21 protein-coding genes are annotated in these 25,381 nt (G+C 55.7%); 6 read left to right on the top strand and 15 right to left on the bottom strand.

Translation table 11 applies throughout. From position 1 onward, the window contains the following. Window positions 1-405: 405 nt before the first annotated feature. The 8 genes from Q8W24_RS16115 to Q8W24_RS16080 form a co-directional block, all read right to left on the bottom strand. Complete coding sequence (locus Q8W24_RS16115) at window positions 406-954, bottom strand: glutathione peroxidase (RefSeq protein WP_305414554.1); 549 nt, start codon at window positions 952-954, stop codon at window positions 406-408. Between the two features lie 511 nt (window positions 955-1,465). After that, complete coding sequence (locus Q8W24_RS16110) at window positions 1,466-2,224, bottom strand: type 1 glutamine amidotransferase (protein WP_303433601.1); 759 nt, start codon at window positions 2,222-2,224, stop codon at window positions 1,466-1,468. Between the two features lie 55 nt (window positions 2,225-2,279). Continuing rightward, window positions 2,280-3,086, bottom strand: a complete 807-nt coding sequence (locus tag Q8W24_RS16105) for an ABC transporter permease subunit (RefSeq protein ID WP_303433599.1) — start codon at window positions 3,084-3,086, stop codon at window positions 2,280-2,282. After that, window positions 3,086-4,027, bottom strand: coding sequence for an ABC transporter permease subunit (locus Q8W24_RS16100; protein WP_303433597.1), 942 nt, complete (start codon window positions 4,025-4,027; stop codon window positions 3,086-3,088). Before Q8W24_RS16100 ends, Q8W24_RS16105 begins: the two co-directional genes overlap by 1 nt. A 15-nt stretch (window positions 4,028-4,042) precedes the next feature. Further along, the gene (locus tag Q8W24_RS16095) at window positions 4,043-5,209 is read right to left on the bottom strand and encodes an ABC transporter ATP-binding protein (protein WP_305475946.1); all 1,167 of its coding nucleotides are present in this window, start codon (window positions 5,207-5,209) and stop codon (window positions 4,043-4,045) included. Window positions 5,210-5,297: 88 nt separating this feature from the next. Continuing rightward, entirely contained in the window at window positions 5,298-6,392 is a 1,095-nt protein-coding gene (locus tag Q8W24_RS16090) for a polyamine ABC transporter substrate-binding protein (RefSeq protein ID WP_305414572.1), read from the bottom strand. Between the two features lie 436 nt (window positions 6,393-6,828). Continuing rightward, window positions 6,829-7,911 (bottom strand): polyamine ABC transporter substrate-binding protein, encoded by a 1,083-nt coding sequence (locus Q8W24_RS16085; RefSeq protein ID WP_303433591.1) that lies wholly within the window; start codon window positions 7,909-7,911, stop codon window positions 6,829-6,831. Window positions 7,912-8,211: 300 nt separating this feature from the next. Further along, the gene (locus Q8W24_RS16080) at window positions 8,212-9,537 is read right to left on the bottom strand and encodes a glutamine synthetase family protein (RefSeq protein ID WP_303433589.1); all 1,326 of its coding nucleotides are present in this window, start codon (window positions 9,535-9,537) and stop codon (window positions 8,212-8,214) included. A gap of 157 nt (window positions 9,538-9,694) precedes the next feature. On the opposite strand from Q8W24_RS16080, the gene Q8W24_RS16075 reads away from it, so the two are divergent. The 3 genes from Q8W24_RS16075 (at window position 9,695) to Q8W24_RS16065 (ending at window position 12,794) form a co-directional block, all read left to right on the top strand. Next, on the top strand, window positions 9,695-10,390 hold the full coding sequence (locus Q8W24_RS16075; protein ID WP_303433587.1) for a GntR family transcriptional regulator: 696 nt from the start codon (window positions 9,695-9,697) through the stop codon (window positions 10,388-10,390). Window positions 10,391-10,593: 203 nt separating this feature from the next. Next, window positions 10,594-11,991 (top strand): aspartate aminotransferase family protein, encoded by a 1,398-nt coding sequence (locus Q8W24_RS16070; RefSeq protein ID WP_305475944.1) that lies wholly within the window; start codon window positions 10,594-10,596, stop codon window positions 11,989-11,991. Continuing rightward, window positions 11,991-12,794: a helix-turn-helix transcriptional regulator gene (locus Q8W24_RS16065; RefSeq protein ID WP_303433583.1), complete on the top strand. Its 804-nt coding sequence runs from the start codon at window positions 11,991-11,993 to the stop codon at window positions 12,792-12,794. Before Q8W24_RS16070 ends, Q8W24_RS16065 begins: the two co-directional genes overlap by 1 nt. A gap of 117 nt (window positions 12,795-12,911) precedes the next feature. Here Q8W24_RS16065 and Q8W24_RS16060 read toward each other — a convergent pair whose 3' ends face one another. Then, a complete protein-coding gene (locus tag Q8W24_RS16060) occupies window positions 12,912-13,445 on the bottom strand; it encodes an NADPH-dependent FMN reductase (protein ID WP_303433582.1) in 534 nt (177 codons plus the stop codon). Window positions 13,446-13,625: 180 nt separating this feature from the next. Here Q8W24_RS16060 and Q8W24_RS16055 point away from each other — a divergent pair, with 180 nt between their 5' ends. After that, window positions 13,626-14,540, top strand: coding sequence for a LysR family transcriptional regulator (locus Q8W24_RS16055; RefSeq protein WP_303433580.1), 915 nt, complete (start codon window positions 13,626-13,628; stop codon window positions 14,538-14,540). Window positions 14,541-14,789: 249 nt separating this feature from the next. Here Q8W24_RS16055 and Q8W24_RS16050 read toward each other — a convergent pair whose 3' ends face one another. Beyond that, window positions 14,790-15,728, bottom strand: coding sequence for a LysR family transcriptional regulator (locus Q8W24_RS16050; RefSeq protein ID WP_305475943.1), 939 nt, complete (start codon window positions 15,726-15,728; stop codon window positions 14,790-14,792). Between the two features lie 160 nt (window positions 15,729-15,888). Here Q8W24_RS16050 and Q8W24_RS16045 point away from each other — a divergent pair, with 160 nt between their 5' ends. Then, window positions 15,889-17,823, top strand: coding sequence for an FAD-dependent monooxygenase (locus tag Q8W24_RS16045; protein WP_305475942.1), 1,935 nt, complete (start codon window positions 15,889-15,891; stop codon window positions 17,821-17,823). Between the two features lie 54 nt (window positions 17,824-17,877). On the opposite strand, the gene Q8W24_RS16040 is transcribed toward Q8W24_RS16045, so the two are convergent. From Q8W24_RS16040 to Q8W24_RS16020, 5 genes are all read right to left on the bottom strand, one after another. Beyond that, complete coding sequence (locus Q8W24_RS16040; RefSeq protein WP_303433575.1) at window positions 17,878-19,047, bottom strand: benzoate/H(+) symporter BenE family transporter; 1,170 nt, start codon at window positions 19,045-19,047, stop codon at window positions 17,878-17,880. Window positions 19,048-19,066: 19 nt separating this feature from the next. Beyond that, complete coding sequence (locus Q8W24_RS16035; protein WP_305475941.1) at window positions 19,067-19,465, bottom strand: RidA family protein; 399 nt, start codon at window positions 19,463-19,465, stop codon at window positions 19,067-19,069. A gap of 167 nt (window positions 19,466-19,632) precedes the next feature. Next, the gene (locus Q8W24_RS16030) at window positions 19,633-21,267 is read right to left on the bottom strand and encodes an amino acid ABC transporter ATP-binding/permease protein (protein WP_305414588.1); all 1,635 of its coding nucleotides are present in this window, start codon (window positions 21,265-21,267) and stop codon (window positions 19,633-19,635) included. After that, window positions 21,264-23,021: a thiol reductant ABC exporter subunit CydD gene (gene cydD / locus Q8W24_RS16025; RefSeq protein ID WP_305475940.1), complete on the bottom strand. Its 1,758-nt coding sequence runs from the start codon at window positions 23,019-23,021 to the stop codon at window positions 21,264-21,266. The genes Q8W24_RS16030 and cydD overlap by 4 nt, the downstream gene beginning before the upstream one ends. Window positions 23,022-23,192: 171 nt before the next feature. Further along, window positions 23,193-24,116, bottom strand: a complete 924-nt coding sequence (locus tag Q8W24_RS16020; RefSeq protein WP_303433568.1) for a LysR family transcriptional regulator — start codon at window positions 24,114-24,116, stop codon at window positions 23,193-23,195. A 162-nt stretch (window positions 24,117-24,278) separates the two neighbouring features. Between Q8W24_RS16020 and speB the strand changes: the two genes are divergently transcribed. Beyond that, complete coding sequence (gene speB / locus Q8W24_RS16015) at window positions 24,279-25,253, top strand: agmatinase (protein ID WP_303433566.1); 975 nt, start codon at window positions 24,279-24,281, stop codon at window positions 25,251-25,253. Window positions 25,254-25,381 lie beyond the last annotated feature (128 nt).

Genomic DNA, 25,381 nt, shown 5'->3' with positions numbered 1-25,381 from the left:
GCTGCATTCGTCGCCTTGCCCTGAACAACGGCAACACTCGCGCAGAGCCGTGCAGGATTAAATAGATGTCCCCATTAGTGCTTCGCTAGCACGTTGATAGTCAAAAAATCACCAGATAGTGGGCTTCCAACACATCAAGGAGCGTAACGACTCAAACTCGGCATTAAAAAAGCGGGCCTGCAATATCACTGCAATAATTGATCCAGACAAACCAGAAACGCCAACCGCCACAAAACAAAGCATGGCCAGACAGTCCGCGCCCGGTTATAGGGAGAAGTGTGAACTAACACATAGAAAACGAGCTAAAAGAGTGCAAAGAAAGGTCACGAAAATGAGCCACACCCCCGGATAGATGGCCAGCCCCAGCCAATAACCGTCGCCCGGCAGCACCGGGCGACCCGCAGATCAGAGCGCCAGCGCGGCATCGATTGCCGCTTGCAGAACCGGCGAATTCACCGTCATATCCGGAGCAAAACGACCGATCACCGTACCGTCTTTACCGATCAGGAATTTTTCAAAATTCCACATCACATCGCTGTCATCGTCCGACAACAGATTCATACCGGCCAGCTTGTCCCTGAAGCCACTCCCCTCTTCGGTCGTACGCTGTGGCTGGGCAGCAATCAACTGCTGATACAAGGGATGACGGCCCTCACCGTTCACCTCAACCTTGCTGAACATCGGAAACGACACGCCATAAGTCAGCGAACAGAACGACTTCACCTCTGCTTCGCTACCCGGCTCCTGACCCAGAAACTGGTTACACGGAAACCCCAGAATCTCCAGACCACTGGCGTGCTTCGCCTGATACAAGGCCTCCAGCTGCTCGTACTGTGGCGTCAGACCACACTTGGACGCGACATTCACCACCAACAATACCTTACCGGCATAGTCAGACAGCGATTGAGAAACACCATCAATGGTGTTTACCGTGGTGTCGTAAATCGTACTCATAATCTATCTCCAGAAGCAGTGCGTTTCAGCCATCCATCAAGACAGCCAGACTCTCACCGTCAGCATAGCAGCCTCAAGGGTAAACAGACGCTCCGTTCGCGACCGGTTTCGTCCGTGGCCGTTTTGCAGCAAACAGCCCCCGGCACAGACGGCACAGACAACAAAAGCTTTTAACCATCATCAGGCTGACTTTGCTGCGGCAACGGGGCAAAGTACTCAGGTAAGAAATAACAGGTGCTTTGGCAACCATATGCTGTTTAAAAATCAGTCAACTTTTGCAAATGCGGTGGTTTTTGCAACCACCTTGGCAAGCCATTGTTTTATAATAATTTTTTACAAGGAGGGGTAGAAAACCAACCCTGAATTAAAAGGGATTAAGAGCACCCACACCGCCGTTGCGGACAGCCATAGCGAGCGTCTCTACGGTCGTGCGGAGGATTCCGGGGCAAGCCCGGAATGACGCGGATACGCCGTTACGGGGATAACCCCGGACGGCGTCCCTGCGGCTGTTTTATTGTTGCTGCAACACAGCCACCAGCCAACCTGCGATCACTGGGGAATCCAGGCAAGCGTCGGGTTGACGAACGCTGATCAGTCCTTGTTCAGTGTCTTGCAGCGGGATGCCTTTGCCTCCCCGGTCGGTGAGCAGGGCGTCTTCAAAGTCGAGGGTGAATTCCGGGTGCGGTTGCAGGCTGACAATGCGGTTGTTGAAGTAGCCCAGAACGGCATAGCGGCAGAAGTCGGAATGCGCCAGTACGGTGGCACTGGCGGGCAGAATGGTCACCTGGTCCTGATGCACGGCGTTGATGCTGAGTGTTTGTGGTGCGTGCCCGGTGGCTTGTTCGAGCTGTTGGGCAAAGCCGTTGTCGAGCTGGTAGGTGTTGACTCCGAGACCCCAGCCGCCGTGGTATCTTTCGACCTTGCCACCAAGGGCTTCGGCAATCAGTTGGTGGCCAAAACAAATCCCGACTAACGGTCGTTCGGAATCAGCAATCTGGCGGACAAAATCCTTGAGCTGGACAATCCAGTCCAGTTCTTCGTAAACGCTGTGTCTGGAGCCGGTAATTACCCAGCCGTCGCAGTCGTTTGCCGCCGCCGGGAAGTCGCCCCGGCTGACGCTGTAAACGGTGTATTCAAAGCCGGGGTTATGGGGCTGGAACAGGCGCTGAAACATATCGGCGTAGCTGCCGTATTGGTCGATGAGGGTATCCGGGGTGAGCCCGGTGACCAGAATACCGATTTTCATAAAGTGCTCGTTGTTAACGGTCATAGGGTACGCATAACACACCGTGATGCGTTATGCGGCTGCCGGTTGGCGGCAGGTATTACGGCTTGGGCCGCTTTCGCATTTGTAACATGGCCACGACAACGCCCACGGCAACAATCAGGATCATCAGGGTGGCCAGGGCGTTGACTTCCGGGGTCACACCCAGGCGTACCTTGGAGAAGATGACCATCGGCAAGGTGCTGTCCCCAGGCCCGGAGACAAAGCTGGCGATCACCAGGTCGTCGAGCGACAGGGTAAACGACAGCAGCCAGCCTGATAAGATCGCCGGTGCAATTAATGGCAGGGTCACCAGAAAAAACAGCGAGGAGGGTTTGGCGCCGAGGTCCATTGCGGCTTCTTCCAGCGAGGTATCAAAGTCTGCCATGCGGGCTTGCACCACCACCGCCACATAGGCCATGCAGAAGGTGGTATGGGCCAGAATAATGGTCAGGGTGCCCCGTCCGGCAGGCCAGCCAAACAGGTCTTCCATGGCGACAAACAGCAGCAGTAACGATAGGCCGGTAATCACTTCGGGCATGATCAGTGGTGCCGAGATCCAGCCCGACAGCAGCATCTTGCCGCGAAAGCGCCCCATCCGGCTGAGGGCAAAACCAGCCATGGTGCCGAATACCACCGCCAGCGAGGCGGAGATAAACGCAATTTTGATACTGAGCCAGGCGGCGCTGAGAATCTGCTCGTTCTGGAACAGTTCGCCATACCACTTGAACGACCAGCCGCCCCAAACGGTCACCAGTTTGGATTTGTTAAAGCTGTAGATGATCAGTGAAATTATCGGCACGTAGAGAAACAGGAACCCCAGTGCCGAGGAGGTATATAAAAACCAGGAACGACGTTGCACGGCCATTATTCAGCCTCCTTGCGGTTGCGCAGCAGCATAATGGGTAGCACCAGTACCACCAGCATCACGGTGGCAACGGCGGAGGCCATGGGCCAGTCGCGGTTGAGTGAGAATTCATCCCACAGTACCCGGCCAATCATCAGGGTATCGGAGCCACCCAGTAATGCGGGGATCACGTATTCCCCCACCGCGGGAATAAACACCAGGGTGCAGCCTGCCAGAATGCCCGGCATGGCCAGCGGAATGGTCACCAGAAAGAAACTCTGGAACGGCCGACAGCCCAGGTCTTCAGCGGCTTCCAGCAATGACATGTCCATTTTTTCCAGCGCGGTATACAGCGGCAAGATCATAAACGGCAGGTAGGTGTAAACGATGCCAATGTAGACGGCAAAATCGGTTTGCAGCATCTGGATCGGTTCGCTGACGATGCCGAGGTTAATCAGGATATCGTTAACCAGGCCGTTTTTTTTCAGCAATCCGACCCAGGCGTAAACCCGCAGCAGGAATGATGTCCAGAAAGGCAAAATAACCAGCGCCAGCAAGATGGTGCGGGTGCGGGATTCGCTACGGGCGATCAGGTAGGCCATCGGGAAGCCGATGATCAGTGCCAGCAAGGTCGAGACGCCAGCAATGCGGATCGAACTCAGGTACGCCTCCAGATAAAAGGAGTCTTCCCACAAAAACAGGTAGTTGCCGAGGTTCAGCTTGATATTGAGCAGCGCGTCTTCCAGCTCGATCAGGGCGGTATACGGCGGAATGGCAATGGCGGTTTCAGACAGTGAGATTTTGAACACCACCAGAAACGGCACAAAAAAGAACACCGCCAGCCATACAAACGGCATCGAGATCACCAGCTGGCGACCCCAGTTGATCCGTTTTAGTGGCAGCTTGTGCAACACCCGTTGCAACCGCGAGTGGGCAGCGGTATAGCCGTTGGCTTGACTCATAAAAGGTATCCTCTCTCAGCTGGTCAGTACGACGGCGCTGTCCACATCCCAGTACAGATGCACCCGTTCATTCCAGGTAAAGCGGGCACCACTGTCGCGGGAGATATTGGGCTGGGTAACGCGGAGTTCTTTACCGCTGTCGAGGCGCACACGGAAGACCGACAGGCTGCCCATATAGGCGATGTCTTCGATCACCCCGGAGCAGGTGTTGTCGGTCTGTGCTGGCGGCTCATGGCTGATCAGCATTTTTTCGGGCCGAATGGCAACACACACTTCCTGGTTGGGGGCGCAGCTGATGCCGTGGTTGAGGTAGACCGGTGGTTCAAAATCGTTGCAGCGGATACGCACCCGGTCTGGCTCGTCTTCGGTTACGCGTCCATCCAGCAGGTTGACCGAACCAATAAAGCGGGCCACAAACCGGCTGTTGGGGTATTCATAAATATCGTGGGGTTCGCCCACCTGAACGATATTACCCTGGTTCATCACGCCGATGCGGGTTGCCAGGGTCATGGCTTCTTCCTGGTCGTGGGTCACCACCACAAAGGTGACGCCCAGTTCTTCCTGGATGTTGATCAGTTCAAACTGGGTTTCTTCGCGCAGTTTTTTATCCAGTGCTCCCAGAGGTTCATCCAGCAGCAGCAGTTTGGGGCGTTTGACCAGCGAGCGCGCCAGTGCTACCCGTTGACGCTGACCACCAGACAGTTGATGCGGTTTGCGCTTGCCCAGATGGCCCAGCTGTACCATGTCGAGCATATCGGCAACACGACGTTTGATGTCGACATCGGCCAGCCGCTGGCGCTTGAGGCCAAAGGCAATGTTCTTTTCTACTGTCAGGTGCGGAAACAGTGCATACGACTGGAACATCATATTAACCGGACGGTTCCAGGGCTGAATGCCGGACATATCCACATCGTCTATCAGGATGCGGCCCTGGGTCGGCTGTTCAAATCCGGCCAGCATCCGCAGCAGGGTGCTTTTGCCGGAGCCAGAACCACCCAGTAAACAAAACAGCTCGCGCTTGTAGATTTTCAGGCTGATGTTATCCACAGCGGTAAAGTCATCAAATGTTTTGGTGACTCCATCAAAAAACACAAACGGTCGGGCATCCGGATCACGCCATAAATCGGGAGCTGGCGCGGTAAGCGGATTCTTATTCGAAACGGGAGATTTTGCGCTTGTCATAACCTGGCTACCAGTGAGATGGGGGGACAGTCCCCCCTCAGGAATGGTAACACCGCCGGGCGTTCTGCCCGACTGATGCGACGATCAATTAACGGCCGGTTTTTACATTTGACCAGGCGCGGTTCAGTATGCGATCAAATTTGGCGCTGTGGGCTTGCTGGGTAAACAGCTTGGCTTTTACTTCGGCACTGGGGTAGATCCCCGGGTTGCCGATCACGTCTTCGTTCAACAATGGCTCGGCGGCGGTGTTGGGTACGGCGTAATACACATAGTTGGAGATACCAGCGGCTGTTTTTGGCTCCAGAACGAAGTTGATAAACTGGTAAGCCGCGTCTTTATGGGGTGCATCGGCAGGAATGGCCATCAGGTCAAACCATACCAGCGTGCCTTCTTTTGGAATCGCATAGGTCACTTCTACGCCCTGCCCGGCTTCTTCAGCACGGCTCTGGGATTGCAGAATGTCGCCGTTGTAACCCAGGGCTACGCAGATTTCACCATTGGCCAGATCAGAAATGTACTGGCTGGAGTGGAAGTAGCGGTAGTTGTCACGGTTGGCTTTCATCAGGGCTTCAGCTTTGCCGAGGTCGCTTTTGCTTTCTGAGTTAGGATCAAGACCGGCGTAGTTGAGGGCAATCGACATCACTTCTGCCGGAGAGTCCAGAATGCCAATACCACAGTCTTGCAGTTTGGCAGAGATTTTGGGGTCAAAGATCAGGTCGAGGGTATCGGCGGGCATATCACCCAGTCGCGCCTTGATCATTTCCACGTTGTAACCCAGTCCAATGGTGCCCCAGGCCCATGGCACGCTGTGGGCATTGTTGGCGTCGTGACGGGCGACTTTTTCCAGCAAGGTGCTGTCGAGGTTGCCGTAGTTACTCAGTTTGCTGCTGTCGATGGTGGTGTAGATACCAGCCTGGATCTGACGCTCCAGAAACGCTCCGGTTGGAATCACCAAATCATAACCGCTGCTGCCGGTCATCAACTTGGCCTCCAGCACTTCGTTGGAGTCGTAAACGTCGTAGTTCACCTTGATGCCGGTTTTCTGTTCAAACTCAGACACCGCTTCCGGGTAAATGTAGTCCGACCAGTTATAGATATTCAATTCCTTGTTATCAGCGGCCAATACGCTGGATGCGGCCGTCAGCGCACATACAGAGGCCATCAGAGCAGACAGTTTGAGCATACGTTTCTCCAGAAATAAGACGTTATCGATCAAGCTTGATCGTCACGCTACGGATGCCGCTCAGGCATTCCCATACCCCCCAGGGGCTATATCCCCCAGATGCCGGGCGCAGGCCAGTAAAATCAAGCGTTGCAGCCACATGAATGGCTTGCCACAGGTACAAGCCGACCGACAATGTTCACATTATGGACAACGTGTCCGCAGCCCGGCTGGTTGGCAGGTTATCGCGCTTGGGCAATCTTGATAGCGACCGTCAATCGATCAGGGAAAACAGGCTGGCGGCGACCGGCAAGTCGCGGCAGTGAAATGGGGGAAAACAGGTGTAAAAAACGGCTCTGCAAACAGCTACAAGAACAAGAACAAGAACAGAAAAACAAAGCCGCCTTGCAGCGGCCGCACAACAGCAGCGCATAAAACAAAGCCGGCTACCGGCGAGTTAAATGCCGCTCTTGATGTTTGTCCAGGTGCTCTCCAGCACACGATTGAACTTGTCACTATGGGCTCTCAGAGAAAACAGGTTGGATTTCAAGCTTGAGACCGGATACACCCCTTCGTTACTGCTCACGTCCTTATCCAGAAAAGGGGCTGCCGCTCGATTGGGGACCGCGTAATAAACATGGTTGGAAATACGCGCAGCCGTTTCTGGCTGCAGAATAAAGTCGATAAACTGATAAGCCGCTTCCTTGTTTGCGGCATCCGCCGGAATGGCCATCAGATCAAACCAGATCGCGGTGCCTTCCTGAGGAATTTCATACGCCACGTTAACCCCGTTACCCGCTTCTTCGGCATTGATTTGGGATTGCAGAATATCGCCGTTGTAACCCAGTGCCAGACAGATATCGCCGTTAGCGAGATCTTCTGTGTATTGGGAAGCATGGATATAACGGTAGTTGTCCCGATTGGCCAGTAGCATCTGTTCTACTTTTTTCAGGTGCCGGGTACTTTCGGAGTCCGGCATGATGCCTTTGTAGTTCAGGGCGATGGCGATCACGTCGGAGGGCGAGTCCAGTACACCAATGCCACAGTCTTTCAGCTTGGCGGTGATGGCGGGGTTGAAGATCAGATCCAGGGTATTGGTGGGCATATCCCCCAGCCGCTCGCGGATCATATCGACGTTGTAGCCTAACCCGATGGTGCCCCAGGCCCAGGGGACTCCGTGGGTATTACCTTCATCGTAGGATGAGACCTTGGCCAATAACACCCGATCGAGGTTGTTGTAATTATCCAGCTTGCTCCGGTCGATTGGCGCATGTAGCCCGGCCTGGATTTGCCGTTCCAGAAAGAGACCAGACGGTACCACAAGGTCATAACCGCTGTTGCCTGCCTTGAGCACGTCATCCAGGGTCTGGTCGGTTTCGTAAACGTCGTAATTCACTTTGATACCGGTTTGCTGCTCGAATTCAGCAACCGCTTCCGGGTAGATATAATCATCCCAGTTATAGATATTCAGCTCCTTGTCTGCGCCCCAGGCGCTGGATGCTATGGTCAGTGCACATATGGATGCTGCCAACTTTCGCATACGTTCCTCCTTGATACGTCGATTAAGCGGCGGACTGTATATCAGACAGGCGGCACAAACAGGCTGCTATAAATCAAGAAAAGCCCAATCGGTGGGCAGAATAAATCCTTCCCTGATGGGCAAAACGGGGCAATGGACGTGGTGTTATGGTAATCGGTGTTATGGCAATCGGTGTTGTGGGAATAGGTGTTATGGGAGTCGCCCCGTCAATCACGCGATGGTGACTGACGAAAACGACTGACCCAAAACGGCGGGTGCGACAGAGGAAAGCCGGCAGAGCCGGTCGGGAACACGCCGCCCCTACAACAGGCCCAGGTAAGACTCATATTCAATATCAGAAATACGGCTGTTCAGTTCCGTAATTTCCTGACGCTTGATGGCACAAAACACATCCACAAATTCGTCTCCCAGGTACTCCCGTATCACCGCACTCTTGTCCAGTGCCTTGATGGCGTCATCCCAGCGATACGGCAAGCGGGTGGACTCATCGGAATCGGCATAGGCATCACCTTCCATGGGTTCCGGCGGGGTCAGCTTGTTGTTCAAGCCATACAAAGCGCCGGCCAAAACAGCCGCCAGCACCAGATACGGGTTGGCATCCGCACCGGATACCCGATGCTCCAGACGCCGTGCTTCCGGGTCGCCTTCCGGTACTCGAACCGCGGTGGTGCGGTTTTCATAACCCCAGCACGCAAAAACCGGCGCGTGCGAGCCATCCTGAAAGCGGCGATAGGAGTTCAGGTGCGGCGCGAACATCAGCATTGAGCTGGGCATCAATTGCAGCAGACCGGCAATCGCCTGGGTCAGCATCTCGGTGCCTTCTTCGCCACCGTTGTCGAACAGGTTATTGCCGTCTTTATCGAGCAGGCTGAAATGCACATGGAAGCCGTTGCCTGAGTGTTCCGCGTATGGCTTGGCCATAAAGGTCGAGGTGTAACCGTGCTTGCGGGCAATCCCCTTGACCAGGCGTTTGAACCAGATCGACTGATCCCCGGCGTTAAGCGGGTCGGACACGTGTTTGAGGTTGATCTCAAACTGGCCCGGCCCCAGCTCGGAAATAATGGTATCGGCCAGTACGCCCTGCACATCACAGGCGGCACGGACTTCGGCAAAAAACGATTCCAGACCATCCACATCTTCGATCGAATAGGCATCGGTGGTATTGAGGCGACGGCCATGACCCCGGTCCAGCACCGGCGGCCGCGGACGCTGTACTTCTTCCGAGTCACCATCCATCAGATAAAATTCCAGCTCCGTTGCCATCACCGGATACCAGCCCTGCTCATGGAAACGGTCGACGATATTTTTTAATACCTGACGCGGATCGACATTAAAGGGCGAGTAATCCGGGTTCATCATCATCGCTTGTAGTTGATGACGCTCCTGACCGGCCCAGGGCACCGGAGTCGGTTTTTCTTGCACCGGCACACAGATGCCATCGTTATCACCGGTTTCAAAAACCAGTCCGTTATCTGGCACATCGCCGCCCCAGAAATCGACACCGATAACAGAGCGTGGCAGCTTGACGCCCTCTTCATAAACTTTTTCCAGCGAGCTGCCTAACAGGCGTTTGCCTCGCAGGTTGCCGTTCAGATCGACGATAAAAAGATCAAAATCATTTTGCATGGAACACCTGGTCATGAAGGAGCACAAGAAAAAGAGGGGTCATAAACACTCTGGCTGACACGCCCGTGTTGTGCTTGAATGTCTGAATTGTGATCACATATTCGATGACAGGCAAGTAAAAAACACCGGTATAACCAGCAGAAAGAGCGCTATCAGCATGGATAAACACACCCCGATTGATCTCACCCTAACTGAGCGCCACAGCGCTGTAACTATCACCCAGTGGGTATACAGCACTCTGCGGCAAGCGGTATTACTGGGCAAAATACCACCAGGACGGGCACTGACAATTCGGGAACTGGCCACATTGCTGGATGTTTCGCCGATGCCAATCCGGGAGGCCCTGCGGCAATTATCTGCCGAAGGCGCACTGGAGATTCAGGGAAACCGGCGCGTGATGGTGCCCAAAATGACGGCGATGAAATTTGCCGAACTGGTCGAAGCCCGCATCTGCCTTGAAACCCACAGTGCCGTCCGCGCCATGCCCTATATCGACGAAGCACGCTTGGCACAACTCGAAGACCTCGATCACCGCATCGACATCGCCACCGAGCACGGCAACGGCCACGATGTGACCCGTTACAACCAGGAGTTTCACCGCCTGCTGTACACCGCCAACCCGCATCAGGTGACCCAGTCGCTGATCGAAAGCCTGTGGCTGCAACTTGCGCCCTTTATGCAGGTAGCCATTGAAAACCTCGACGATTATTACCAGGTCGATCGCCACAAGGAAGCCATCAGCGCCATTCGTGAGCGCGACTCCCTGGCCCTGCAAATGGCCATCAGCGCCGATATTCGTGACGGCTGCGCCTTTGCTTCATCGCCGGAGCAGCTGCAACAACTGCTGGGTTAGGGGCCGCCGACGGACACTTGTTGCGGCTTGTTTGCCCGGTAATGTTAATTCCCTCACAGATCATGACCAGCCCGGTATCACTCGGCACGCTGACAGACAATCTGGACGATTGGTCATTTCAGGCCAGTGCTTTTGTACAGCCCTTGACCAAATCATTTTGTGATCACAAAATTGTGATCACATTTTAAAACACGGTCAGCGCCATGAAACACGACTCCACTACTGCTTCCGCCAGCCACTCATCCTTGCAGCAAACCGATGCCCGCTTCCATCTGCATCCGTTCAGCAACGCCACCCGCCTCAATAACAAGGGCGCACGGGTGATCACACACGCCGATGGTGTGTACATCTGGGATGATCAGGGCAACAAGATTCTGGATGGAATGGCAGGTCTGTGGTGTGTGAACCTGGGCTATGGCCGTGAAGAACTGGCCGCGGTCGCCGAACAACAAATGCGCACGCTGCCGTATTACAACACCTTCTTCCAGACCACACATGGCCCGGTGGCCCAGCTGGCAGAAGCCATCGCCAGTGTGACGCCCGGCGACCTCAACCGGATCTTTTTTGCCAGTTCCGGCTCGGAAGCCATTGATACCCTAATGCGGCTGACCCGCCACTACTGGGCCATCAAGGGCAAACCATGGCGTAATATTCTGATCAGCCGTGACAACGCTTACCACGGCAGCACCATCGGCGGCACCAGCCTCGGCGGCATGAGCGGCATGCACCAACAGGGTGGCCCGCTGGTACCGAACATCGAGCGCATCCGACAGCCTTACTGGTATGGCGAAGGCGGTGATCAAAGCGAAGAGGCATTTGGTCTGACGGCTGCACGAGCGCTGGAAGAAAAAATCCTCGCCGTTGGCCCCGACAACGTTGCCGCGTTTGTAGCGGAACCAATCCAGGGTGCCGGTGGCGTGATCGTGCCACCCGCCAGCTACTGGCCAGAAATCCAGCGTATTTGCCGCCAGTACGACATTCTGCTGGCAGTGGATGAAGTCATTTGTGGTTTTGGACGTACCGGCAACTGGTTCGGCAGCGATACCTTCAATATCCAGCCCGACATTATTTCGATGGCCAAGGGTTTGTCCTCAGGCTATCTGCCCATCGCCGCCGTGGCGGTCGGGGATCGCATCAGCAACGCCCTGATGGAGCACGATAACGACTTTAACCACGGCTTTACCTATTCCGGTCATCCGGTGGCCGCCGCCGTGGCGCTGAAAACCATCGAAATAATGAAAACCGAAGGCATTGTTGAGCAGGTACGCGACAGCACCGGCCCCTACTTCCAGAAAGCCCTGCGTGAAAGCCTCTCCGACCACCCGTTAGTGGGCCAGATTGATGGCGTTGGTCTGGTAGCCGGTATCGCACTGGTGCAGGACAAAGCCACAAAAACCCTGTTCCCGTCCAGCCTCGACATCGGCATGATCTGCCGCGACCACTGTTTTGCCAATGGCCTGATCATGCGCGCCGTCGGCAGCCGTATGGTGTTGTCACCGCCGCTGATCATCAGCAAAACCGAGATCAACGAGCTGTGCCAGAAAATCCGTACCTGCCTCGACCTGACCCTCACCAGCGCCCAACAAGCCGGAGCACTCTGATGGCCGATATCATCGCAACCAAAGCCTTGGCCAGTCTGGTCGACCATATTCGCCTGACCAGTTTTCCGAAAGAACTGGCCGATTACCTGGCGACGCTGGCGCATTTCGACACCTGCCTGATGCTGGTGTTTGTTCCCGGTGCCAAGCCAACGCTGGTATACACCGAGACCAGCGAACCCAGCCCGGCGCTGGAAACCTACCTGCATCACAGTTACCTGCTCGACCCGCTCTACAGTGCCTTGCAGAACAACGCCAGCAGCAGCCAGATTACCGGTCTGAGCCGCCTCAGCAGCATCGCACCGGACTCCTTCACCCAGACGGAATACTTCCACAACTGCTATCAGGAATTTGATCTGGTCGACGAGATCAACTTGGTGATCGAGCTGGCAGAAAGCAGCTACTTCACCCTGTCTCTTGGTCGCAAATCCAGCCTCGGCAGCATCACCCGCGCAGAAATGAACCGGCTACAGGAACACTGCGCCATGATCAGCGCGCTGATTCGCCAGTTCTGGCTTTCCAACGCCGACGAATACTTGCCCAACGGCAAAAGTCGCAGCACCCTGACCCAGGCCCTGCGCACCTTCGGCCAGGGCGTACTGACCCGCCGCGAACAAGAGATTACCGCGCTGATTCTGCAAGGCCACAGCTCCCAATCCATCGCCGACCTGCTTAATATCTGTGTCGGTACCGTCAAGGTGCATCGCAAAAATATCCACGGCCGCCTGAATACCTCACAGCAAAGCGAGATTTTCACGCTGTTCCTCAACCACCTCAGTGAGATGGATATGCGTATCGTCGCCTGAGAGGATAGGCCTTGCCCGTAGGAACCGCCTCCGTCCGTATCCGCAAACCTATTTCAGGCACAAAAAAACCGGCAGAGCCGGTTTTTTAAATTTACAGCAATCAGGCCATACAGGGCCTCAAGCCAGCGTCGCCAACGCCTCGGTCAGCGCCGCAGACAATTCCGCATTGCTCAGCTCACCTTTCTCAACATCAAAGTTATCGTAGAACGACGGTACCGACAATTGCGCTTTCACGTCCATGGCGAAATACGGCGCAGACCCCACCGCTGCCGCCAATACACTCTGCGCACCCCCGGGGCCTGGGGACGTTGCCATTACACACACCGGCTTGTTCTGATAAACCTTTTGGTCGATGCGGGAAGCCCAATCAAACACGTTTTTATACGCCACACTGAATGACCCATTAAACTCACCAAACGAGATCAGCACGGCATCGGCTTCACCGACTTTCTTGAAAAACGTCTGAGCCGGTTCAGGAATGCCAGACTCCTGTTCACGATCAACACTGTAAATCGGCATCTCGAAGTCATTCAGATCGAGGATTTCCAACTCAGCACCAGTGGTCTGTTGCAGCTGCTTGGCCGCATGAGTGACCAGCTGCTTGTTAATGGACTGACGGCTGTTAGTAGCGGCAAACGCTAATATTTTCATGCGGTGGCTCCTTTAAGGTGAAGATTGATTGAGAAGATTGATTGATGAGGTATACCTTACATTAGCCACACAGACTGATTAATAGAGATTTTGTGGAGTTATTGTTTCCATACGACTATCAATAAGCCATTATTCACGCCGTCAAAAGCCAACACGTCGTGAGCGAGAAAAGGAGACAGCATGACCTACAACGCCCATCTGCTGGACGGCATCATCATCTTCGCCGAAGTAGTCAGTGCTGGCAGCTTCACCCGCGCCGCCGACAACACCGGGCACTCCACCTCCTATATCAGCAAAGAAATCGCCCGGCTTGAAGAACGTCTCGGCACCCGCCTGCTCAACCGCACCACCCGCTCACAGCACTTGACCGCCGAAGGCCGACTCTACTACCAGCAATGCCAGCAAATCATCGCAGACGTCAGCAATGCTCAAAATGCCCTGATGGGGCAGCAACAACAACCGGCCGGCACCCTCAAGGTCAGCTGCCCGGTCAGCTTTGGCATGGCCCAGATGCGCGGCATATTCTCCGACTTTTTGCAGCATTACCCACAGGTCGGCCTCGAAATCGACTTCAACAACCTCAAGGTCGACATTGTCGCAGACGGCTTCGACGTTGTGATACGAGCCACCCCGCAACTGGAAGACTCCAGCCTCATCAGCCGTCGCGTCATGCGCTCACGGGCCGTGACACTCGCAGCCCCGTCCTATTTGCAACAATACGGAACCCCGCAACGACCGGAAGAACTCGCCGAACATCACTGCATCACCTACAGCGGTTTGAAAACACCGCGCCTCTGGCACTATCGCAACCAATACGGCAAAGATATCCAAGTCGAAGTGAATAGCCGGGTCAGCAGCAACAGCTCGGAAATGGAAATTTCCCTCTGCCTTGCTGGCCACGGCATCGTCTGTATGCCCTCATTCCTATTTACCAACGAAATCAGCAGTGGCCGACTCATCGAACTGTTTACCGACTACCAACCGATGGTGATTGATATCTACCTGATCTATCCCAGCCGCAAACACATGTCCGCCAAAGTACGCTGCTTTATCGATTTTGTTGCCGAGCGACTGGCACAACGCACCGGGATATAAACCTGGCGCTTGCTGTTTCCCTTTGCAAATTTCACACTCCCGATATTCGGTAGCCGTACCAAACCAGCCAATCAGGAGGCAGTCCGCCCAATACCGGCCTCGTATTACTGTGCCATCCGGCATCAACGCAGCACTGACGCAGCACCGGCGCGTGAACTAACCCCTGCCTCCAACTGCTCTATTTCTTCCACCAATCCACCGCTGAAACTGGAACACCTCACAACACCATCACAACACCTCACAACACCATCACAACGCCAGCCCGAACTCTCCCACGGTTTGATCCAGCCCCACCACCCAATCCCGAATAAAGCTGCGTACTTTCTGGCTGTCGGGCCGTTCGCTGTCTTGCTGTCGAGACCAGAGGGCGATATCCCGTCGGGCGCTGGTTTGATCTTCTATCTGAATCAGTTGCTGCGGGGCGATTTCTCCGGTCATCAGTACCAGCCGGGCAGGTAGCCGCACCAGCATATCGGTGGTGTTGAGCAGGTGTATTACCGAGCGAATCCCACCGGTAAAGGCAATACGAGCGGCTTGTTGTGCTGCCGGGTCTTCGACCCCGGACAGGAATCCGGCGCTGGCACCCGCAATCAGCCAGCGCTGCTGCGCCACCATATCGAGAGAAACCGGTTGCTGTGAACCCAGCAAGGGCGACTGCTTGCCGACAAAGACGCCGGAGCGGTCGCGGAACACCACTTGCCGTTGCAGCGCCTCCTGGCGATCGCAAGCGTGTGCCACCGACAAGTGTGCCGGGGCCAGCAGAAAGTCCAGCTCACCGTTTTGCAGCCATTCAATCTGGGTAGCAGCAGACCCCACCCGGCAATGGAATACATAACGGCTCTGGCTTAAAAAGCCGCTGGTCATCTCGGCGACGGTGGCGTATTCCCACAGAGGATCAATGCCGATGGTGAACTGGTTGTCGTAACCGCTGTGCCACTGGCGAATGATTTCATCGCCCTGTTCGGTGTCGGCCAGTATCCGTTCACCAAGGTGTGCCAGCCGGGCACCGATGTCAGTCGGCACCATGCCGTAGCGGGTGCGCGTCAGCACCGGTGCGCCGACGCGCATTTCCAATTGCTGCAGCGCACGGCTCAGGGTTGGCTGGGTAATAAACAATTGTTCAGCAGCTGCACTGATCGACCCTTGTTTCACAACCATTGCCAGTTGTTTCAGCAGGTTAGGATTCATATATGTGTTTTCTTTGCATCTGAATATAAAAACCAATTTTTCCCGATAACTGGCCACAGGTACAGTGTGATGGCTGATTTATAAAAATAATTCATCACACCTCATCACACCATCCACGACCTGGCTGGGCAACGGCTCAGCCCTGCTGTAGGAGTACCTTATGCAATTTCACCTTAACGGCTTTAACCCCGGCGATCCTCGTTTTGCTGATCCCATGGATGCTGTCGTCGCGCCGCCGCTCAAGCGCCCATTGCCGGAATATGTCGATGTGCTGATTGTCGGTTGTGGCCCTGCGGGTCTGAATCTGGCGGCGCAGCTGTCGCAGTTTGGCGATATTTCGGTCGCCATCGTTGAGCAGAAAGACGACCGTCTGCTGGTCGGTCAGGCCGATGGCATTGCCTGTCGTACTCTGGAAATGTTCCAGGCCTACGGCTTTGCTGATCAGGTTATTCAGGAAGCCTGCCAGATCAGCGAAGCGGCATTCTGGAAGCCGGATGCCAATCACCCCGAGCAGATTATCCGCAGTGGCAAGGTGCAGGATGTGGCTGACGATCTGTCCGAGATGCCGCACCTGATCATTAACCAGGCCCGTATTCACGATATGTTTCTGGAGGTAATGCGCCAAGGCCCGGGCAAGGTAGAGCCGCACTACCAGCGTAAATTGCTGGGACTGGAGGTCGACCCGGAAGGCGGCGAGTATCCGGTTACGGTCAAGCTGGAGCGCGGTGTTAACTACTCCCAGTACAGCCAGGAAATCGAGACCGTTAAAGCCAAGTATGTCGTCGGTTGTGATGGTGCCCGTTCCAGCGTGCGCAGTGCGATTGGTCAGGAGCTGGTCGGTGATGCTCTCAACCAGGCCTGGGGCGTGATGGATGTGCTGTTGAATACCGATTTCCCGGATATTCGCCTGAAATCGCTGATCCACTCCAACAACGAAGGCAATATGCTGATCATCCCGCGTGAGGGTGGTTACATGGCCCGCCTGTACATCGAGCTGGACAAACTCAAGGAGAATGAGCGTGTCGCCCGTAACGAGATGACTGCCGACGTACTGATTGCCGGTGCCAATCGCATCATGCAACCGTACACCATTGATGTGAAAGAAGTGGCCTGGTGGAGTGTGTATGAGATTGGTCAGCGCATCACCACCGCCTTTGATGATTCAACTCCCGAGCGTCCGGCACGGGTTTTTCTGGCCGGTGATGCCTGCCACACCCACAGCCCGAAAGCCGGTCAGGGATTGAATACATCGGTTATGGATACCTGGAACCTGGGCTGGAAACTGGCTCACGTACTGACCGGGCTGGCCGAAGAGGATCTGCTAAAAACCTATTCTGCCGAACGACGTGAGTACGGTCAGGCGCTGATCGATTTCGACCGCGAGTTCTCACGCATGTTCAGTGCCAGGCCGAAGTCGGCCGAGTATCCGGAGGGGGTCGATCCCGCCGGATTCCAGCGCTATTTCCAGCTCTTTGGCCAATACACGGCCGGGGTTTCCATTCAGTACAAGCCATCCGTCCTGGTGTCTGACGACCGCTATCAGTACCTCGCCAGTGGCCTCACGGTAGGGAAACGTTTTCACTCTGCGCCGGTTATCCGTCAGGGCGACGCCAAACCGGTACAGCTGGGCCACTGTCATACCGCCAATGGCGCTTATCGGATTTATGCCTTTGGCGGCAGTGCAGACGCCATGTCGGATCAGTGTGGCGTCAACGCCTTATGTGACTTTCTCGCCAACGATCCCCGTTCACCGTTATTGCGTCATACCCCGGCAGGAGCTGATAGGGATACGGTCATTGATGTCCGTGCGGTGTTTAACCAGCCACATCAGACTCTGGAAACCGGCAGCATACACCCGGTGCTGGCACCACAAAAAGGCAAGTACGGCCTGCGTGACTACGAGAAAGTTTTCTGTGCCGACCACCGCCCGGAGTCGTCTGGTGGTGGCCAGAATATCTACGACCTGCGCGGCATTCATAAAGCACAGGGCTGCCTTGTGATCGTGCGGCCAGATCAGTACGTTGCCGATGTGCTGCCACTGGATGACTACACCCGCCTGACAGCCTTGTTTGAGGGCCTGTTGAAGTTGCAGTAAACCAGCACGACTCACCGGAGCTGATACCGGTGAGTTTATCGACGCCGTCGTGTTTCAGCGCGCCACCCGTCGCAGCTGGTTGGTCATCACAAACACCGCGGTTCCCAGTACCACGCCCCAGAATGCCGAGCCGATACCATAAATACTGATACCGGATGCGGTGGTCATAAAGGCCACCATAGAGGCTTCCAGGTGCTCCTTGTCATCCAGCATCCCCGCGAGGCTGCCACTGATGGCTCCCAGCAAGGCCAGTCCGGCAATAATGGCAATCATCTCCGTTGGAAAGCTGGTAAAAAACAGCACCACACTGCCAGCAAACAAACCCGCCAACAGATAAAAAAAGCCGCTGGCAATACCAGCAATATAACGCTTGTCCGATTCCGGGTGAGCATCCGCACTGGTACACATGGAAGCGGTAATGGCCGCCACAACGGTCGTAATGCCGCCAAACAGGGCAATAGGAATCGAGGTCAACGACAAGACGGTAATGACCGGTCGGGTCGAGACCGTATAACCGGCCGATTTGAGAATGGTAAACCCCGGCAAGAACTGCCCGGTCAGACTGACGATCATCAGCGGTAACGCCAGGCTCAGAGTCGAGCTGATCGTCCACTCCGGCATAATCAGGGTCGGGGTCGCCATTTCCCAGCGCAGCGAACTGAGATCGGCATCCAGCACGGTAAACGACAAACCAAAGCCAAGCACGACCAGCAGCACCAGAAAATAGCTGCGGCTAAAAAACTTGAACATCACAAACGCCAGCACCATCACCACCGCCACGACCGGTGTCGACTCCAGCGTACGGAATGCCCCCAAACCAAAATCAAACAGAATACCGGCCATCATGGCGCTCGCCACTCCGCGCGGAATCAGATGCACCACCCGGTCAAACAAACCACTGATGCCAATCAGCAGCAGGATCACCGCCGCCGTGATATAGGCACCAATCGCTTCGTTTAACGACAACTCAGGGAACAGCGTCACCAGCAATACCGCCCCCGGTGACGACCAGGCCGTGATCACAGGTACCCGCAGCCAGGCGCTCAGACAGATCCCGGTGATGCCAGCGCCAAACGACAAGGCCCACACCCAGGAAGTCATCATCGCATGAGAAACACCGGCCTGTTCAGCCGCCTGAAATACAATCGCCAGTGGCCCGGAGAACGACACCAGCACCACCATAAATCCCGCAATCAACGCGGACGCAGAGACATCTTTGATCATCGAGCCTGTTCCTGATAAATCATTCAAATTGGGCGACACCCTTCACTTCCAGAAAATACCCGGGCGCACCACATAAAGAGGCCGCACCAATTGCCGTCCAGGCAACCAGGATACCGCCCAGATAGCGGTCACGTACTTGCATAAATAACGGCAGGTCACGCATATCGGTGTGAAAGCTGGTCATTTCGACCAGGTCGCCAAACGAACCACCCGACGATTCTAACACCCGCTTCATATTCTCGAACACCATAACAAACTGGGCTTCTTTATCTACCACCAGCTGGCGTTGGGAATCCCGGCCAATCTGGCCGGAGATATACAGTGTCTTGCCGACCAGAACACCCGGTGCATAACCGATGTCATCGCGAATAAATTCCATGCCTGCTGGCACAATGGCTTGTGATTGAAGAGTCGTCATAGCAGTACCTGTATACATCATGGTGATGGATGGTCAGTCGAATGGTTACCGGTAAAAAGCAACCAGAGAACAGGCTAGCCGGGCGAGATGCCCGGCCACTATCCATATCACTTCAATTTGTATCCAGTCACTGCAGAGCGGCAGGAAAACAGCAGGCGGGGAGCCTGCTAGCCCAGCTCCAGTACTTGCTGGCCCGGCAAAATCAGATCCCGGTCATGGCTGTTGGCAATCACCAGCTGGTGTTGCCAGTGGTCGGCCAGGTTGGCAAAGACCTGCTGGGCCAGATCAACGTCCATTCCGGCTCCCGGCTCATCCAGCAGAATAATCCGCGGCTGCTGCAACACCAGTCGTGCCAGCCCCAGCCGTTTGCATTCACCGCCCGATGCTTGCCACTCACCATCGCCAAGCCAGGTATCCAGCCCCTGCGGCAGCTGCATGGCCCACTCGTCCAACTGCACCAGAGCCAATGCCGCCAGAATATCGTCATCGCTGTGCGGGTGGTTCAGACACACGTTGTCACGCAGACTGGCACGCAAGATATCGATACGCTGAGGCATCAAGCCTATCCCTTCAGGGCTGTCCAGCGACAGCCGAATGGCACCGGCCGAAGCCTGCAACTGACCAGCCAGCAAGGCAATCAGCGTGCTTTTGCCACAGCCACTGGGGCCATAAATCCAATGCCAGCGGGTGCGCCCCGCCTGCGTTTCAAAACGATGGCTGAAACCATCAAACACCGCCGCTGGCTGGCCAGGGTAGCGATAGTGCAACTGCTCCAGCACCACGGCCAGATCCTCCCGGTCGCCGACGAACTCACGGCCATCGACAGCAACATGATCACTGGCGGCCAGTTGATCAAGCCGTTGTAATGCTTTCATACCCAGCTGCCAGGCTGCTACCACCGGGCCAGCCGTCAACAACACTTCGCCACTCCCCAGCGTCAGCAACAGCAACATAAACAGGTTGGCTCCGGCCAGCTCACCCGCTTGATAGGCAACAAATCCTTGCCAGAAAATCACCACCACCAGCGCCACCAGTCCAGCCTCAGCCAGCAGCAGCAGTGTATGCTGGCGAGACACCGCCCGTACTTCCTGACGATCGGCGTCACCGGCCTGTTCGACCAGTTGCTCCCCGGCCGCCTGTAAACGGCCATGCAGCGTCAGCGTGCGCATATTACTGAGCAAGGCACTGGAGCGTCGCCATTGTTCTGACCGCAGCTGATGGCTGCCATCCTGCGCCTGCAACACTGCCCGGCTGTACAGTAACGGCATCACCAGCACCACCAGCACCAACAGAGGGATGGCCCAGGGCACCACGGCAGGCAATACCAGCGCCAGGGTCAACAGATAGCCCAATACCGTCGCCACATTCACCACCGCCGGTAATACCGCCGACAGATAGATGGACTCGATATGCTGCACGTCTTGTAGCAAGCGGCTGGTTGATTCATGCCGGTCCAGCTGGATTTCCTGCCACTGCCGCCGACCAATCAGCCGGAACAGATCCCCTCGCAAGCGGGATATAATCCGGAAGGTCGCTTCATGACTGGCCAGCCGTTCACCATAACGCCCCAGGGTTCGTGAGATCGACAGGCCGCGAACCATGGCCGCCGGGGTAAAATAATTAAACTGATGCGCCGCCACAGCATTCAGCCCTGCCATGGCCGCAGCACTGATAAACCAACCCGAGACGGCCAGCAAGGCAACCCCGGAAAATGCCGTCAGCACCGCCAGAAAAATCCCCAGCAGAGCCAGCTTTTGCTCAGCCGCCAGCTGGCGAAAATAATGTTGTGACAAGGACTTCATAACAAGGCCTCCGCTGCTGCCGCTTTGGTCAGCGAGATCTCCAGATCAAACAACTCACGCTCCCCCGGGCGATGACTGGCCATTACCAGCATGCCGCCATCCGCCGCAAAAACCGCCAGCTGCTGCATAAATTCAGCCGCGGTATCCTGATCGAGATTGGCTGTTGGTTCATCCAGCAACAACAAGGCAGGCCGATGCAGAAACACCCGCGCCAAGGCAATCCGCTGGGCCTGGCCACCCGACAGATAACCGCCGCTGTCGCTGATAAGATAATCCAGCTGACCCGGCAAGGCCGCTACCAGCACATCGACACGCGCATTGCTCAAGGCTGCCCACAGCGCCTCATCGCTGAACGTGCGCCCCAGGGTCAGGTTCTCGCGAATGGTGGCAAAGAGCAGTTCCGGCTTTTGCGACAGATAACCAATCTGCTGAAACCAATCCGCCTGACGATACACAGAGGCCGGTTGGCCATTGATACACAACGCCCCGGCCAGCACTGGCCGCAAGCCCGCCAGCGTATCCAGCAAGGTGGTTTTACCCGACCCCGAAGGGCCGTTTAACAAGACTTTCTGGCCTGGGTGCAGCTCCAGATCAACCGGCCCATGCACCGGTTTGTCGAGCTCACCACTTTGCACACCACACAGCTGCAACGACGTCAGCGCCGCCACTTCATGGGGTTGGCTGTCTACCGCCAGTTGGCGATGCCAGCTATCCAGTTGCAGCAGGTGTTCGGCAACACTGACCGCATCCGAACGGTCGTGATACAAGGCTCCCATACGCCGTAATGGCTGGTAGAACTCCGGTGCCAGCATCAATAAAAAGATACCGTCAAACAGACCATACCCGGCCGCGTAACTGCCAACATCGTATTTATCGAGAAAGAACAGCCCCAGATACAGCGCCACAATCGCCACACTGATGGCACTGAAAAACTCCAGTACCGTGCCCGACAAAAATGCCAGCTTCAGCACCTGCATGGTCGATTTGCGATAATCTTCCGACTGTTCAAACAGCCGATCGCCTTCCTGCTCTACCGCACCTGCCAGTTGTAATGCCTGCAGATTCTTCAGGCGGTCGGCCAACAAGTCCCCGAGGCGGTTGAGCTGCTGCAAATTGGCGCGGCTGACATCGGCAGCTTTGGAACCCACCAGCACCATAAACAAGGGCACCAGAGGAGCAGTCAGTAACAGAATCACAGGCACCAGCCAGCTGACAAACGCCGACGCCAGCAGAATCACCAGCGGCATCAGACCGGCCAGCCGCTGCTGCGGTATAAAATCGGCAAAATAACCCCGTTGTTTGTCGATTTCAGTGGTCAGCAAATTGCTGACTTCCGCAGCGTTAAAGTGAGGAAACAAACGAATATTGAGGCCAAAACAACGCTGTAAGGCAAATTGTCGCAGCGCCGCCCGAATCCGCAGACTGGCGCGATTACCCAGCAATCCTTGACCCCAGACCGCCAGCGCCCGCAATAACAGAATCGCCGCCAACTGCAGCCAGTCCTGTAATGATGGCAATACCGATGAAGGCTGGTACACCGCCCGATCCAGCAAGGTCGCCACCTGCCAGGCCAAGGCAATGGTCATCGCCACCTGTAACAACCCCAGCAGGGTTGAAAAAGCGTTATGGAAGCGGGCTTTGCGGCCAAAATATTTAAGTAACGCCGCCGCAGTGGCAAATTCCGGCGTCTGGTCTGGCGATTTCATCATGGCGGGGCCTGTGCAGAAGTCGAGGCTATATAAACGGCGAGACATACTATCAGAACCCATGGCAGGAAACTGTAAGCACGGACTGAAGAATACTGTTTCAGATTCGCTGTTAGCACTCTGACCAATACCGCCACCCGGCTCCTCTCACTACCCGCTCACTACCCTCTCACTACCCGCTGCGGATATCCATGGTTCTAACCGGGCTGATGTCTGGGCTTATATCCGCGCACCAACCACTTGCTCGATCAACCACTGCAAGGCCGGGTCCTGTACGTGCAGCGGATGTTGGATCAGGGTCATGTCCCAATGCGGCATATCCGCTGGCCCATCCACCGTACGTACCGGCAGCCAGTCACTAAACAGTTCGGCCATACGACGCGGCAGGGTTAATAAGGCCCGGCGTTCGGCAACCAGACGGGCGGCGGCAAGATAATTGATCATTTGAGCCAGGCGCTGGCGCTGACGTTGCTGGCCAGCCAGCCAGCGGTCGATGCCATTGGTGCTGGTATCGGTCTGGTCCAGCATCACCACATGGGGAAAATCCAGGTACTGATCAAGGGTGAGCTGGTCGGGAATATCATCGAAGCGTGTGCCCGCCAGGCAGACCAGTTGTTCGGTCAGCCAGGGCTGCCGTAACAGGTGCGGGGGAATGCTGAGATTTTCATCCAGACCAATGACCAGATCCACCGAGCCATTTTCCAGCCGCTCCAGCGAGGCGTGCGGGCCAATCATTTCCAGGTCAAAGATAACCCCGGGGGCTTGCTGTTGCAGCGTCGGCATCATGTCTGGCAATACCACCGCCTCAAAGTAGTCCGTGGCTGCAATGGTAAATACCCGCTGGCTATGGGCCGGTTCAAATTGTTTCGGCGGGGCCAGCGTCAGCTCCAGTTGCTTCAGAATGGCTTTGACTTCAGGCAGCATCGCCAGCGCCCGAGGCGTGGCCTGCAAGCCACTGCCACAACGTACCAGCAAGGGATCGTTGAGTTGCTGACGCAGCCGATTGAGGGCATGACTGGTGGCCGACTGACTCAGAAACAGCCGTTCCGAGGCCCGCGAGACATGGCATTCGCTGATCAGGGCATCAAATACCTGCAACAGGTTAAGGTCAAAATGTCTTAGTGGTGACGTGGTATCCGACATATTCAGAGTCTCCGCCAATTATGCACAGTGTGCATTATGTCAGGAATATTATTCATTTCTCTAATAATTTGGCGACGCTTATTCTGCGCTTCATACCGTATCGAGACACAGGTAACACCCTGATCTCAGCTTCTGACAACCCAATGAGTGACTGGAATATTCATGTACCCGACGTCTGCTTCCCATAATCCGCTGGCTACCTCCTCTGCCAATGCCGACCTGCCGCTCTACGGGGCGTTAGGTATGACCTTTATGCAGTGCCCGTTGATGACAGATATCCGCACCTCCCTCGCCGATGTCATTGTCGCGGGAGTGCCGTTTGATATGGCTACGTCTGGTCGTCCCGGTGCCCGCTTCGGGCCTCAGGGAGTGCGTCAGGCATCGGCCAATCTGATTTGGGAAGGCAAGCGTTGGCCATGGACTTTTGCGCTGGATGACGTGTTAAAACTGGAGGATGCCGGGAACCTTGCGTTCCGCCATGGCGAACCACAGACGCTGGTCGACAACCTCGAAGCCTTCGCCGCTGCTTTGGTACAGGCCGGGAAAAAGACACTGTTTTTGGGTGGCGATCACTTTGTCACCCTGCCGATCCTGCGGGCCCAGGCAAAGCAACACGGGCCGCTGGCACTGATTCATTTTGATGCTCATACCGACACCTATGACGGTGGCAGCCAATACGATCACGGCACCCTGTTTCACCATGCCGTAGTGGAGGGACTGGTGGATACAGAACACTCGATCCAGCTGGGAATTCGTACCGCGTATGAATCAGACGGACACCCGTTCGAAGTTATTGACGCCGCGGAACTGAATGATCTTGGCCCGGCCGCGACACTGACGCGTATTCGTCAGCGAGTGGCAGGACGGCCGGTTTATATCAGTTTTGATATCGATGCCCTCGACCCGGCATTTGCCCCAGGTACCGGCACACCAGTATCCGCGGGTCTGACAATGGATGGGGCACTAAAAATCATCCGGGGCCTGGCTGGAATGGATATACGTGGCATGGATGTGGTGGAAGTAGCACCCGCTTACGACCATGCAGAAATCACCTCGCTGGCAGGAGCAACCCTGGCGCTGGACATGCTGTACGCGGTTGCCGCAGGAAAAATGCAGGCCGGGTTACCGGCAGCATAGACGGCAGAACCGTCCAGAGACGATGCAATCACAACCCGGTCAGCGTTGAACCCGAGGGTGTTCATAGTTCTGTGTCACCCATTACTTACAGATCCACGTAGCCGTCGATCCGTCCTTCGAAGTGGATG

This window comes from Oceanobacter sp. 4_MG-2023, from assembly GCF_030689165.1.
In the GTDB taxonomy this organism is placed as follows: Bacteria; Pseudomonadota; Gammaproteobacteria; order Pseudomonadales; family Oceanobacteraceae; genus Oceanobacter.
The sequence above is the reverse complement of the archived record's forward strand: the minus strand, read 5'-3'. Positions and strand labels throughout refer to the sequence as shown.